Raw genomic sequence first — 14,321 nt, forward strand, 5'->3', positions numbered from 1 at the left:
GCACCCGCCCTTCACCGTTCCTGGAGCGAGGTGTGCAGGGCAGACTTTCCAAGAAGCGCGGACGCCACAAGGACTGCCAGGGCGACGGCTAGGCCCGCCACGGAGCCCAAGCCACTCGCAAGCAGTGACGCCACAGCCCCAGCCATCGTCGCGAGGAAGCCCACGCCGACGCAGATGCCAACGTTCACCGAGCGCTTGACCGGCTCGTATTCGCTCGTCCAGTCGTAGTTGGGACGCCGCGCGTCCAGGAGGGCGCCCAGGCACGAGGACAGGGCCCCCATCGCCAGCGGGGCGATGACGCACAGGATGGCGTCGAGCGGTGTCCTCGCGACCCCCACGGCGACGATCGTCCCGGAAATCACGGAAGCAGGTCCCGTGACGAGCAGGCTCAGTGCCAGCTTGGCACCGACTATCGTGGAGGAGGGCACCGGCGCGGTCTGCGCGATCCAACGCGCACTCCCCTCGAGCGAGGTCGACGAGGCGGCAGGCGACGTCATCGCCATGCAGAGCCCCAGGGCCCAGGGAAGCACCTCCGCCATAAGGGTGGCGATCGCGTCTCGGCCTGCCCCCGGAATGTTCATCGCAGACGCGATGGCATCGGGCCCGACCGCGGCTGTCGCGATAGCGATGACAAGGGCGAGAATGGGACCGGGTGCGGTGTTCATGAGGTATATCGGAGTCCCAAGCCACAGCCTGAACTCCTTGCGGACCAGCGCGACCAGAGGGCTTCGAGGGGCGCCCGCCCTCGTGGGCTCACTCCCCGCCCTACGCAGGCCCCCGGCACAGAGCAGGGAGTTCATGGGTACCAGAAAGCGCGAAAGCACCGCGACTGCGGCAACGCCAGACGCCGTCGAGACGCCCGCGTACAACGCAAGCGCGGACGTGCTCCCCCCTATCGCGTCCGCCGCCCATGCGGAGGGTGGCCACAGCGCCGACACGGCCCCTCTCATCTGCTCGCCCATCACGGCAAGGGCATCGAGGCCCCCTTGGCCAGACGTGCCCGTGCCTCCCGTTGCGAGCATGACCCCCACCACGAGCGCGACCGTGGCAAGCACGCCGACGATGCCGAGTGCGCGGTCGGCGAAGGGCGTGCGTGACGCCGCCCAGGCCACGCAGAACGAGACGACAAGGGCGAGCGCCAAAGGGATTGCCGGAGCCAGCAGCAGAACCAAAACGGAGACGATGACGCCTGCGGGCGTAACACCGATCGCGAGCAGGTAGGAAGCCATGAGCGGTGCACCGAGGACCAGGGAGCACACAAGTCCCATGCCATAGAGCGGGGCGACACGCGAGACGACCACGGCCCACAGGGGCGTGGGCATCGAGACGACGAGGTCGAAGTCCCTGAACCTGAACAGAAGCCCGTTCGCCTTGATGAACGTGGAGAACACGCAGCCCACGCCCGCCGTCGTAACGGCGAGGCAGGGCAGCGCCTCCACAGCACCGAGCGCAACAAGCATCTGCCCGACCATCCACATATACCCTACGGCATACGCGACGAGCAGGCTAATGCCCACGGCGGCGAGCACGACCCTCCTCCGTGCCTTGGGATCGCGCTCGTTCATCAGACGGCCCACACTGAACGCGCCGAGCGCCTGGACCCTGAGCAGGGGCGCGAGGCTAGCCATTGCGCGCCTCCCTCGCGAGTTCGAGGAACACCTGCTCGAGGCTCTCGTCCCCTCGGACCTCCTCGGTCGTCCCCGCGCGGACGATGCCGCCCCGGCGGATGATCGCGACCCTGTCGCAGAGCCTCTCCACGGTGTCGAGCACGTGGCTCGAGAGGAAGATGGCGCTGCCGCGCGACGTGAGCTCGTGCATCATGGCGCGCAGCTCGTATGCCGCCTCGGGGTCGAGCCCGACGAAGGGCTCGTCGAGCACGAGCAGCCGTGGCTCGTGAAGGAAGGCTCCGATCAAAACGAGCTTCTGCCTCATGCCGTGCGAATACGCGGAGACCATCTCGCCAAGCCTGTCTTCCATCCCCAAGCGCTTGGCGAAGCCGTCTATGCGCCGTACCCGCTCATCGGAACCAACGCAAAACAGGTCCGCCACGTAGTCGAGGTATTGCATGCCGGTGAGAAAGCCATAGACGTCCGGGTTGTCGGGCACGTAGGCGCACACCCGCTTGCAGGCGACGGGATCCGTGCGGACCGATTTCCCGCAGATCCGGATGTCGCCCTCATCGAAGGAGAGGGCACCCACGATGGAGCGGATGAGCGTCGTCTTGCCCGCGCCGTTGTGCCCCACAAAGCCGAAGATGCTTCCCGGGAGGACCGAGAGCGCTACATCTTCCACGACCCTCTTTTTCCCGTAACTCTTGGAGTAGCCCTCGACGGCGAGAATCGGGCTGATCGGCTGGCGCATGCTGCCTGCGACCATTGCATGGCCTCCTCTGGAGTTGTCCCCGCCGGACGGCCTGATTCTATCATATCTATACTAGTATAGATAGAACAAAAACCTAGAAGTCAAGGCTATTCGCATCGAGCAGGAAGTCGTAGACGTTCATCGTCAGCACCCCATGCTCGTCATAGTGAGGCTCAAACCCCTCCTTGGTGATGATGGCCTTTTTGAACCCATCATCGATCCTGAGGAGAGACCGCTCCTCCTGCTCGCGCTTCTCGGGAGTGGGCATGGCAAGGACGGACTGAACGTAGTAGCGCTTGCTCCCCTTGTCGCATACGAAGTCAACCTCAAGCTGGGTACGGCACACCTTGCCATCCTTGCCCCTGACGCCCGTGGGCACAACTCCGACATCAACACCAAGGCCTCGACCCCTCAACTCGTCGTAGATGACGTTCTCCATGATATGGGAGCCCTCCATCCGTCGGAAGTTCATGCGCGCGTTGCGCACCCCAGGTCCGAGAAGTAGAGTTTGAATGGGGTGCCGATATACCTCCGGCCCTTCAGATCGTAGCGCTTCGCACGACTCACAAGAAACGCGTCCTCTAAATGCGATAGGTAGCGATCAACGGTCTCGGGGGCAATCGTCGTGTCCTTTTCGCTCCTGAAAGTCGCCGAAATCTTGGAGGGATTCACGAGCGATCCGATTGCCGAGGACAGTACGTCTATAAGCTCCTCAAGGTTTCCCGTGTCGCGAATGCCATTGCGCTCGACAATATCGCGGATGTAGAGCTCATCATAGAGAGAGGACAGATAATCGGCCTTCTCTTGGGTCATCTTCTTGGAAAGCACCGCAGGAAGCTCGCCATACGTGGCGTATTCGGCGTAGCCGTCGCGTTTGTCGCCACCGTATGCACTCATGAATTCCGAGAAGCTCAATGGTGCCAATGGTGCCATCGCCATCTCCTGGCCGCGTCCCCTAAGCTCGGTCACCACGTCCTTGGACAGCAGCCGCGCGTTGCTACCCGTCACGCACATGTCGACGTCGGGCATGCAATGAGGTCTATAAGAACCTCAGGGAAGCTGTCAAGCAGCTGCACCTCATCCAGAAGCACGTAGCGTCTCCCGCTTGTCTTGCCGAGTTCCTCCATCACATAGGAATAGAAGATCTCGGGGTTTCGATATCTTCTGTTGCTGAACCGATCGAATGCCATCTCGATGATGTTGGTCTTGGGGATACCCAGCTTGACCAGGTAATCCTTGAACAGGTTGAACACTAGGAACGACTTGCCGCAGCGCCTGAGGCCCGTAACGGCCTTGACCTGATCCGACCCCATTCCAGAGATGAGCCCCTGCATGTAGCTGGGACGATGTATGATCATGGCAACTCCATCTGAAATTCATGGGCACTGTTGCGGAAATTTCAGATTGAAGACGAAGACTCCCTGCATGTCCACGGCGCACGTAGGCACGGACTAGTGTGCCAGCAGGTGCCCGAGGTGGATGCCGATGTGGCCGATGCCAAGGACGACGGCAGAGATGACCACTGCCGGTGATTGGCACCAGACACCCAGGAGGCCAAACGCGGCCACAGGCAGAGACGCCAGGGGCACGGGGATGGGGCCGAGAGGCGCGTACATACCGGCGAGCTCCTCCCCTCCCCTGAAGTAGCGGACCCAGGCAAGCCCGTACAGGAGCATGAGGGCGGTAGCGGCAACGAGCCAGAGCAACCAAGGCAGGGAGAGACCCTGCGGACAGACGAACACGATGGCGGCGCAGGTGGTGGCGGCCTGGACGACCCTCTCAAACGCAAGCAACACGCGGCTCTCGTGCCTTGACACCTCGTCGTAGCCCGAGGGTCGGCTTCTTGTCCAGAGGACGTTGGGGATGAACAGCAACGCGAGGAACGCCATACCCACCGCCGAGAAGCCGAGTTGCATCTTCACCCCAAACCGCCGCAAGAGGCCTCCTCGACATTACATGGCACAGGTAGGGTTGACATGGGCCCCAGGCGCCGGCTATGAGGCAAAGCGGCGGTCGTGGCGCGCCGCCGAGCGTGCGACCTTGAAGACGATCAGGTACACGGCCACCACGACAAGCAGGAAGAGTCCGCCCGACGCATCCGTCGCCATGGCGGCAGCCGAGTCGTACAGGCCATGCGCCACAACCGAAAGCACATAGCCGCCCACGGCGCAGAGGGCAGACGCAAGCCTGTACCCGCGTACGCCGCAGAGCTTGGCCTGCCCGTAGAACAGGCCAAAGAGCACGGCAAACCCCATGTGGGCCGGGATGGCCATGATAGCGCGCGAGAACAGCACGCCTGGCCCATATGCCAGGCCATACGTGATGTTCTCCATGCCCGCAAAGCCCAGCGACGTGAACACGGCGTAGACGACCCCGTCGAAGCGACAGTTGAATGCAGGGCTGTTCCAGGTCCTTCGAGCCATGAGCGCATACTTGGCGCCCTCCTCGATCACGCCGACCACCATGAGGTCGCCCATAACCTCAAACTGCATGCCAGAGGGGTCAAGACCCGAGAGGAGCCCGAAGGCCCGCATGCCGATGGCCTCAAGGAGGCTTGCAGCGAGTGCCGCAGCGACACCCCTCATGACGAGCGACCACAGCAGCCCAATCGGCTCCCGGTCAAGGGTATCAAGCCGATACACATAGACCATCAGCACAATGGCAGGACCCAGCGCAAGCAGCATGAACAGGTAGACGTATGCACTCAGGCCAGACATGAGGAAGAGCATCGGCTTGCCTCCGGTTTTCTCCAGAACCCCGTGCAGCAGACGTCCGCAGGGCATTTATCTCTTACTACCCCATTGCACCAGAGTCATCCCGATGGTTCCGTGGTGTCCGATGACGTCGAGAAGGCGCGCAGGCCGGAGATGCGCCTTGCGGGTCGGGAGCCTAGCCTACTACCGTAAGCGCGTAGCCCATGGGGCCCTCCGATATCGTCCATGCGATGCGTGTTGCGGCCCGGATGAGCGCGGCGTCGTGGGAGACGAGCAGCAGCGCCCCGGGGAAGGCCGCGAGCAGGCGCTCCAGGGCCTCGATGGACCCGAGGTCGAGGTGGTTCGTAGGCTCGTCCATCACGACGAGCTCCGGTGCACCCAGGATCCCAAGGGCGAGCATGAGCTTGCGCATCTCGCCGGGGCTGACGTCGCCGCCCTCCAGGATGCGCTCCGGCTCTGAGTTGAGCCGCGCCACAACGGAGAGCACGCGACCACGGTCGGTGCTGCCCAGGTCGGCCAGGGCGTCCATCGCCGACCGCCGCTGGGGCCGCGTGGGCTCCTGGGGGACGTAGAGGACCCTCATCGCATCGGGCAGGCTCTCCACGATGCGCCTGACGAGCGTCGTCTTTCCGCTGCCGTTGTCGCCGACCAGCCCGATGTGGTCGGTGCTGCCGATGTAGAGGGTGGGCACCGCCAGCGCTGCCCCACCGCCGAGGGGGATGACGGCCTCCTCCATGCGCAGCAGCACCTTGCGCTCACTCGGAGTTGTGTCGAGCCAGACGTCGGACTCGTAGCGCCTCTCGACCCGCACGGCATCGAGCCTGCCCGCCGCGTCGGAGAGCCGGGCCTCCATGCGCGATGAGAGCCTTCCGGCCTTCCCGTCCTGCCCAGAGACGATGAAGCGCCGCCGCTTCTCGCGGGCATCGCTGTCGTTCTTGGCAGCATGCTTCCCGCTCCTGCGCGACACGACCCGCGACGCCTCCTCGCGCCGGCGCTGGGCCTCGCGCTCGAGACGCTCCCTCTCCCTACGCGCCGACTCGCGGGCGCGCGTCGCGCTGTCGCGCTCGAGCTCGGCCTGGCCCGACCCCTGCGTGTAGCCACCCGGCCGCATGGTGGCCGACCCCCTCGAGACGAACAGGCACTGCGTGCAGAGCGCGTCCAGCAGCTCCCTGTCATGCGAGACGAGAAGGCCGATTCCCCCAAAGCGCGAGAGGGCCTCGGATATGGCATGACGGGTCGTCGCGTCAACGTGGTTGGTCGGCTCGTCCACGGCCAGGACGTCGGGCCGCGCCCACAGGGCGCAGGCCACCTGCAGGCGCTTCTGCTGGCCGCCGGAGAGCGTGTCGTAGCGCCACGCCCATCCGTCGTCTATGCGCAGCTCGTCCCGGAGCCGCACGGCGGTCCCATCGTAGGCCAGCGCGAAGTCCTCAAGGTCGTCCGGCGGGCGGGTGGCGTCCTGGGCGCAGTAGCGGGCCACGAGCGCAGGGGCAACACTTCCGGCATCCGGGCGCATGACGTTACAGGCCACGAGCGCGAGCGTGGTCTTGCCACACCCGTTGTCGCCGACGATGCCGGTCCATCCCTGCGGGAACGTGGCCGTCACCCCACACAGGGCCGGCTCGGGCGACGCGGGGTATGTGTATGTGACGTTCGACAGGTTGAGCTGCATGGGGCCTCCGGTCTCGGCGGGAGGCCATGCGAGCGTGGCAAGGCGTCTTGATGGAACCTATCGGGGGCGCCCGGCTCGAAATGGGCATGCAATCGCGATGCTGCACCCGTGGGCATGGCCGCCAGCGCGTGGGTCTGGTCGTGGGTGTCTTGTGGGCATCGCTAGTTCCTCATGCACCTGGGCCCTTCTCGCACCGGCGCTTGCCAAAGGCCCCGGCTTGCTCTCGATGTACCCATTGTAGACCGTTGGGGCACGTGGGGCACAGAGGGATGGAACCTGTGCAGTACACAAAGTATTCTTCCTTTTAGACTCCGTCAGTACGCAAGGCTCCGAACAACTGCCGCCTTACAGACCGATGGGAACTCTGAGGCAGACCATCCCGTCCTTGAACCTGCCCCATACGTTCCGAGCCACCACGGGCTCGCTCGGCCAGAGGGACATGCTGCGATTTCAGCCAGCCTTCGACATGGTGACCAGGTGGAAGGGTGGACACCCCAGCTCCACACAGCGCGCAACGGGGTAGGCTGGTCGCGTAGGGAGTCGCGACCGAGGGGAACCACCATGGAGCGTCAGCACATCGATCCGTTCGAGCACGCAGGCACGATCACGCGGGCGAACCCCGGGGGCATCCTGCTCACCACCAAGGCAGGCGGCGAGGTTGACACCATGGTGATCGGGTGGGGTCTCATCGGCACGCTCTGGGGCAAGCCCACCTTCACCGCCTTCGTCCGCACGAGCCGCCACACGCATGCGCTGCTCGAGGAGAACCCGGAGTTCACCGTCAACGTTCCCCTTGAGGGGGAGCGTCTGGACAGAGATGTCCTCGCCGTCGCCGGCACCAAGAGCGGTCGCAGCGTGGACAAGGTGGACGAGCTGGGCCTGACCCTGGTGGACGGCAGCACGGTGGACGTCCCCGCGATCGCCGAGGTGCCGCTGACGCTGGAGTGCAGGGTCATGTACCAGCAGCTGATGGACAAGGGCTCCGTCCCCGAGGACATACAGGAGCGCTTCTACCCCGCCGACGTCACCGACATCGATAAGGGCGGCAACTGCTACTACCACGTCATCTATTACGGCGAGATCGTGGACAGCTACATCGTGCGGTAGGAAAGGCACCAAGACGAGGAGGCCCTCATGGAGTTTGCGGAAGTCATCAGAGATCGCTATTCCTGCAAGAAGTTTGGCGACAAGGCGATTAGCGAAGAGGAGCTGGACGCGATCCTGGAGGCCGGACGCCTCGCGCCGACCGCCAAGAACCTCCAGGAGCAGAGGGTCTACGTGCTCGAGTCCGACGGGGCGTTGGCGCGGTTCGACGAGGTCTGCCCCTGCCGCTACGGTGCCCCCACCGTCCTGCTCGTGGCGTTCGACAGCACCAACGTCTTCACCTATCCGGGCGGCGTGCGCGATTCCGGCATAGAGGACGCGAGCATCGTGGCCACGCACATGCTGCTTGCCGCGCAGAGCCTGGGTGTGGACAGTTGCTGGATCAATCGTTTTGACCCCCAGAGGATGGCCGAGGCGTTGGGGCTTCCGAGCAACGAGGTCGTCCTGATGGCCCTCGACCTGGGCCATGCCGCCGAAGGGACAGGGCCCCTACCCAATCACGCCAGCAGGAAGCCGCTTTCCGAGACCGTCATCCACAGGTAGGCCGCAGATAGCCCCAGCCGCGTTACTCCATCGCGGCGCAGAAGCTATAGGGACTGCTCGTGCTACAAGGATGGCCCGTCACGAATGACGGACGCGACACAGCTCGTTCGAGCTTATGTGAGGCCACCTCCAGCAAGGGCGCTTATCCTATAGAGGTCGTCCTCATAGAACATGATGCAGTCCTTTTTGCTGCTGCCTTTAAGCACAAGCAGGACGTTATATACGTCTGGATAAGGCGAGATCATACCCATACAGGCCATCCCAAACATCATTCCGTTGAGAAGATGGTTCGCAGGCGGCGAAAAGAGAAATGCCGCCAGGGGGACAAGCCCAAGCATATAAGGCAGCAGGCACATCTGTATGAAACGACGTCTCTTCATCGGGTATGACGCAAGTGCCACGAATACGAGCTTCCCCCTCATCTTTCCCACCGTAACGCTCGCCTCTTTGGGATAGACAATCGCGTGGAGCAGCTCGTGGACAACCAGCAGGAGACATCCCGTAGCACAGCCAGCAAAAATCCCCCAAGGCGATACGACCGCCTCATGGCACGCACGTGTCTTCGCAAAAACGATTCCAGTCATCAGGAGGCAGAGCGCAACGGCAATTGGGGCCGCGGCCCTCATCATTGTGTCGTCGGAAGAGGGGCTTTCGATCCTAACTGCCCCCTCAGGCACACTTTCCCTCTGCAGTGATGAGACGTCTTCTATACTCCAATCAAATCGAATCATTTCCTTGCTCGCTTATCATGTGCTCAGAGTGATTGCCCTGTCTCATACTTTACATGCTTACCATCATCCAAGCCGCGACGGTGGCACCCTCGCTACTATCCTTTATGTGCTCTCTCATGTCCCCTCCCTCACCTACAATTGAAAGGGTGCGCCAACGGGTGAGGCACACATAGGTGAGGGAGTTCGCATGTCCACAGCAGAGCAACAAAAGATAACCGGAATCTTCGATGTACTTAGCTACATAGAACGTATGTCAAAGTCTACCAAGGAGAGAGGCGACCTGTGGGAACGCGTCACCGCATGGTACCTACGCAACGATCCGCAGTCCCAACAGACGATGGGACGCGTGTGGCTGTGGTCCGACCCGGCCAACCCACTCCATAACGGACAGGATACAGGCATCGACATCGTCTGCGAGGACAGGGACAGCAAAGGCCGCTTTTGGGCCGTCCAGTGCAAGAACTACGACCCCACACACGAGCTCACCTACAAGGAGCTCTCCACCTTCTTCGCAAAGGTGGAGGCCAACCCAAAATACAGTGGCTACGTCGTGGCAAGCGCCTCTGACGCACTCTCTTCCAATGTCGAAAGTCACATCCTGCAGCTGCAGCAGAACACGGGCATCACGACCGAGCTACTCACTCCAACCGAGATGGCCAAGTCCAACGTCGACTGGTCGCACTGCCTCACGAACTCCACGTTCGATCGCGTGACTTTCGACCCTAGGCCGCACCAGGCTCGTGCCATCCGCCAAATCAACGTCTCGCTCGAGATGCACGACCGCTGCAAGGCCATCATGGCCTGCGGCACGGGCAAGACGCTCATGTCGCTCAGGCTTGCCGAGGATCGTTGTCCGCACGGCCTCGTGCTCTTCGGTGCGCCCTCCATCGCGCTCGTATCGCAGGCGATGCGCGAATGGACGAACCAGTCGCGCGAGAGCCTGCGCACGCTCGTGGTGTGCTCCGACGCCAAGGCATCCAAGGTGAGGGAAGACACCATCCTAGACAGCGTCGCCGACCTTTCCTATCCCGCCAACACCGACCCGTCGTCGCTCGTCGCGCGCTACCGGCAGATACACGCGGACGACCCCAGGGCTATGGTCGCTGTCTTTTGTACCTACCAGTCCATGCAGGTCATCCAAGATGCGCAAGGCATAGGTCTGCCGGCGTTCGACCTCGCCATCTGCGACGAGGCACACAGGACGACGGGCGTGCGCACGCCCGATATGACGGATGACGAAGTATCAGCCTTCCAGATCGTGAACGACGGCGCCCGCATCCGAGCAGCCAAACGCGTCTACATGACGGCGACCCCGCGCATTTACGGAGACAAAGTCAAGCAAAAGGCCAAGGAGACCGCCTCTACGCTCTGCTCTATGGATGACGAGGAGACCTACGGTCCTGTTGCCTACAACCTGCCGTTTGCCGAGGCGGTGGAAAAGCGTCTGCTCTGCGACTATCGCGTTGTCGTGCTCGCCGTGAGCGAGGAGGATGTCCCAGAGAACATCCAGCGCCTCATTTCCGATGGGTCGGAACTGAGGGTGGATGACGCGGCTAAGATCATCGGTACGTACAAGGGTCTCGCCAACCATGGTGTCGCGGCACAGGAGCGCCTGAATCTTGCTGAGGGCGACGAGGCGGATATCACCCCGGACTTCCTCCTCATCGATGATCTGCTTGACATCGATGAGCCTGATGACAGCCTCACTGAAGGCGTCAAGCCGCTCCATCGCGCCGTGGGGTTCTGCGGACGCATCTCCGACTCCAAGCGCATCGACAGGGCATTCAAGCAGGTTGTCGAGCACTACGTCAACGAAACCGGTGACGACCAGGGGCTCACGTGCATGCTCGACCACGTGGACGGCAGCATGGACTCGAGAGAGCGGGCCTCCAAGCTCGAGTGGCTTGCATCTGGTGACGCCGCAGACGAGTGTCGCATCCTCACTAACGCGCGCTGCCTTGCCGAAGGCGTGGATGTGCCCTCGCTTGATGCCGTCATCTTCTTCGCCCCACGCAAGAGCGAGGTGGACGTCGTCCAAGCGGTTGGCCGTGTCATGCGCACCTTCAAAGACAACGCCACGGGTGCGGAAAAGGAGCTGGGCTACATCATCCTTCCCGTGGTGATTCCTGCGCATATGACACCCGAACAGGCTCTCAACAACTCGCGGACCTTCGACGTTGTGTGGAAGGTACTCCAGGCCCTGCGCTCACACGATGAGCGCATGGACGCTTATGTGAATTCCATCCCGTTCAGAACTGCCAAGAAGGGCAGCGGTACCGGGGCAAACGGTCGCAATGCCATTGGAAGGCCTGCGCAGGAAGGCATGCAACCGGGCCAGGGCACTCTCGACCTCGACTTCGGCTCCACCGACCTCGAGCGTGCCGTCTACGCCAAGATGGTGGACAGGTGTGGCACCAAGGTCTACTGGGATGCCTGGGCAGACGACGTGGCGCACATCGCGGAACACTATGTAGCGCAGATTGGGACAGCGCTCAAGAAGAGTGCCGGTGCCCGTGCGGGCTTCGACAAGTTCTTGCGTAGCCTGCGCGCATCGCTCAATCCCGGCATCAAGTCGGATGATGCCGTGCAAATGGTCGCCCAGCACATGATCACGCTACCCGTCTTTGATGCCCTCTTCGGCGACTACAAGTTCGCAGGCTCGAACCCCGTCTCGGTGGCAATCACCGACTTCCTCGCCACGCTCGAAGGCGAGGGCGTGGGTGAGATGGGCCGCGATGACCGTCGCGAGCTCGATGACCTCTACGACTCCGTGCGTCGCCGCACCCGCGTGGCACGCACCGACGCCAACCGTCAGGAGCTCATCAAGGATCTCTACAACGACTTCTTCTCGAAGGCATTCAAGGCGACCTCCGAGAAGCTCGGCATCGTCTACACGCCTGTCGAGATAGTGGACTACATGCTCCACATAGCCGACCGTACGATGAGGAGGGAATTTGGACGAGGCATCGCCGATGCAGGCGTGCACATACTCGACCCGTTCGCAGGGACGGGCTCCTACATGGCCGAGCTCATCAGCGACCCCAAGCTTATTCCGGTAGACCGGCTCAAAGACAAGTACACACGCGAACTGCACTCCAACGAGATTCTCCTTCTGGCCTACTACATCATGGTCGTAAACATCGAGTACGCCTATCACGAGCGCATGGGAGGAAGCTACGAACCCTTCCCGGGAGCGGTACTCACTGACACCTTCCAGATGTACGAAAGTGACGACGAGCTCGACCTGGGCCTGTTCGTCGAGAACTCGGAGCGCGTACTCGCTCAGCAGGAGCAGGACATCTTCCTGGCAATCGGCAACCCGCCCTACTCCGCAGGCCAGAGCAACGCCAACGACGACAACGCCAACGAGCACTACCCGATGCTGGAGCAGCGGATCAGGAAGACCTATGCTTCGCAGAGTGAGGCAAACTTAAAGAATTCCCTCTATGACTCCTACATCGAGGCGTTCCGTTGGGCATCCGACCGCATCGGTGAGGAGGGCATCGTCTGCTATGTCTCGAATGCGGGATGGCTGCGCTCCGACGCAGGAGCGGGCGTACGTCGTTGTTTTGTGGAAGAGTTCAACTCCATCTACGTATTCGACCTGCTGGGAAACCAGAGAACACAGGGCGAGGAATCGAGACGCCAGGGTGGCAAGGTATTCGGTTCGGGCTCACGTGCGCCCATCGCCATCACCATGCTCGTGAAGAACCCAAAGTCGAGCGAGCAAGGAGCCATCCACTACGTCTCCGTGGGCGAGTACAAAACCCAGGCGGAGAAGCTCCAGGTTGTTGCGAGCTATATCGACAAGGAACCTGTATGGCAGACACTCACGATGGACAAGCATGGCGACTGGTTAGACAAGCGCGATGACAGTTTCTATGAAATGGCCCCGATGGGAGTTTGGGATTGTTCAAAGAAGACTGATAAAGGGCTTTTCTCAATTTGGTCGAGGGGACTGACCACAAGTCGTGACTCATGGATGATTGGTTTTTCTAATCAAACTGTCATCGATAACATGAACAAAATGATTGCTAATTATAATCACCAAGTCCGACAGTATATTCTCAACGGCCCTTCATTTGAAATCGATAGGTCTAAGGACAGAATTTCATAGACAGATGGCCTTGAGTCTATGCTGCAAAAAGGGAACGAGTTGACCTCTTCATCAGAGACAAGAGCAATACAGTATCGTCCATTCGTCAAAGAACAAATATATGTTGCCGACTACCCGCTCGTACACCGCCCTTATCTCCAACCGAAACTCTTCCCGCTCATAGCACCGCACGAGACTGCGCCGAATGTGGTTATTGATACGGGTGAACGTGGCACGTTCATAAGTAATATCCTGCCCGACCTCGAGCTGAACCATCATGGACAATGCTTCCCACTTTTCTGGTACGAGAGGGACGAGGATAACAAGCTCTTCGCCGCTGAAGGCGAGAAGGTCGTACGCGATGCATGGGGTGGGCGCTACGTGCGCCATGACGGCATTACCGACCAGACGCTCGACGTGTTCCGCCATGCATATCCCTTAGCGTTCGCGACGCGTACGAAGAAGGATGGTGGTACGCAGATCTCCAAGGAGGATATTTTCTACTACATCTATGGCGTGCTCCACTCACCCGATTATCGTAGACGTTTTGCTGCGAACCTTGCGAAGGAGCTACCGAGGATTCCACTTGCCCGTGAGCTTGAAGCGTTCTCGCGCGCGGGGCGTGCCCTGGCCAAACTGCACCTGAACTATGAGAGCATTGATCCGTGGCCCAATCTTGTTGTGGAAGGCGTGCTCCCTGGCATGGATCCAGGGCGCGTGGTGAAGCTCGCATGGGGCAAGAGGCGCGATCCCGAGACTGGCAAGAAGGTCAACGACTACACGCGGCTCGTCTACAACAAGAACGTCACCGTCTCGAACATCCCAGAGGCCGCCAATGACTACAAGGTGAATGGCCGTAGTCCGCTGGAGTGGATGGTTGACCGCTACCAAGTGAAGACCGACAAGGCGACGGGCATCACCAACGATCCCAACAACTACAGTGATGATCCGCGCTATATCCTCGACCTCATCGGGCGTCTGGTCACGGTGTCGATGCGCACACAGGAGGTCGTAGCTGGGCTTCCGGATATCAATGAAGTTGAGCATCCGGCCTGTTGGCCAACGGCGTGGGGACAGACACAGCATGAGTTAGATTAGAAAAG

At 61.4% G+C, this 14,321-nt stretch carries 11 protein-coding genes and 1 pseudogene; 3 read left to right on the forward strand and 9 right to left on the reverse strand.

The genetic code is table 11. The annotated features are described in order from the left end of the window. Positions 1-11 precede the first annotated feature (11 nt). The 8 genes from E0E00_RS03470 to E0E00_RS03495 form a co-directional block, all read right to left on the reverse strand. Entirely contained in the window at positions 12-1,628 is a 1,617-nt protein-coding gene (locus E0E00_RS03470; RefSeq protein WP_130811190.1) for a hypothetical protein, read from the reverse strand. Then, on the reverse strand, positions 1,621-2,376 hold the full coding sequence (locus E0E00_RS03475; protein WP_130811191.1) for an ABC transporter ATP-binding protein: 756 nt from the start codon (positions 2,374-2,376) through the stop codon (positions 1,621-1,623). The genes E0E00_RS03470 and E0E00_RS03475 overlap by 8 nt, the downstream gene beginning before the upstream one ends. A gap of 79 nt (positions 2,377-2,455) precedes the next feature. Beyond that, positions 2,456-2,800 (reverse strand): ATP-binding protein, encoded by a 345-nt coding sequence (locus E0E00_RS14620; protein ID WP_207302635.1) that lies wholly within the window; start codon positions 2,798-2,800, stop codon positions 2,456-2,458. 29 nt (positions 2,801-2,829) lie between these two features. Then, complete coding sequence (locus E0E00_RS14625; RefSeq protein ID WP_207302636.1) at positions 2,830-3,390, reverse strand: ATP-binding protein; 561 nt, start codon at positions 3,388-3,390, stop codon at positions 2,830-2,832. Next, complete coding sequence (locus E0E00_RS15145; RefSeq protein WP_207302637.1) at positions 3,366-3,719, reverse strand: AAA family ATPase; 354 nt, start codon at positions 3,717-3,719, stop codon at positions 3,366-3,368. Before E0E00_RS15145 ends, E0E00_RS14625 begins: the two co-directional genes overlap by 25 nt. 93 nt (positions 3,720-3,812) lie before the next feature. Beyond that, the gene (locus E0E00_RS03485) at positions 3,813-4,283 is read right to left on the reverse strand and encodes a hypothetical protein (protein ID WP_207302638.1); all 471 of its coding nucleotides are present in this window, start codon (positions 4,281-4,283) and stop codon (positions 3,813-3,815) included. 72 nt (positions 4,284-4,355) lie between these two features. Then, the gene (locus E0E00_RS03490) at positions 4,356-5,090 is read right to left on the reverse strand and encodes a PrsW family intramembrane metalloprotease (RefSeq protein WP_165443534.1); all 735 of its coding nucleotides are present in this window, start codon (positions 5,088-5,090) and stop codon (positions 4,356-4,358) included. Between the two features lie 160 nt (positions 5,091-5,250). After that, positions 5,251-6,744, reverse strand: coding sequence for an ATP-binding cassette domain-containing protein (locus E0E00_RS03495; protein WP_130811193.1), 1,494 nt, complete (start codon positions 6,742-6,744; stop codon positions 5,251-5,253). 561 nt (positions 6,745-7,305) lie between these two features. Here E0E00_RS03495 and E0E00_RS03500 point away from each other — a divergent pair. Both E0E00_RS03500 and E0E00_RS03505 read left to right on the forward strand, forming a co-directional pair. Further along, the gene (locus E0E00_RS03500) at positions 7,306-7,851 is read left to right on the forward strand and encodes a flavin reductase family protein (RefSeq protein ID WP_130811194.1); all 546 of its coding nucleotides are present in this window, start codon (positions 7,306-7,308) and stop codon (positions 7,849-7,851) included. 27 nt (positions 7,852-7,878) lie between these two features. Next, the gene (locus E0E00_RS03505) at positions 7,879-8,391 is read left to right on the forward strand and encodes a nitroreductase family protein (protein WP_130811195.1); all 513 of its coding nucleotides are present in this window, start codon (positions 7,879-7,881) and stop codon (positions 8,389-8,391) included. A gap of 113 nt (positions 8,392-8,504) precedes the next feature. Here E0E00_RS03505 and E0E00_RS03510 read toward each other — a convergent pair whose 3' ends face one another. Continuing rightward, complete coding sequence (locus E0E00_RS03510) at positions 8,505-9,122, reverse strand: DUF3267 domain-containing protein (protein WP_130811196.1); 618 nt, start codon at positions 9,120-9,122, stop codon at positions 8,505-8,507. 250 nt (positions 9,123-9,372) lie between these two features. On the opposite strand from E0E00_RS03510, the pseudogene E0E00_RS03515 reads away from it, so the two are divergent. After that, a pseudogene (locus E0E00_RS03515) lies at positions 9,373-14,316 on the forward strand (type ISP restriction/modification enzyme). Positions 14,317-14,321: the final 5 nt, after the last annotated feature.

The sequence above is a fragment of the Olsenella sp. Marseille-P4559 genome (assembly GCF_900605015.1).
GTDB lineage: Bacteria > Actinomycetota > Coriobacteriia > Coriobacteriales > Atopobiaceae > Tractidigestivibacter.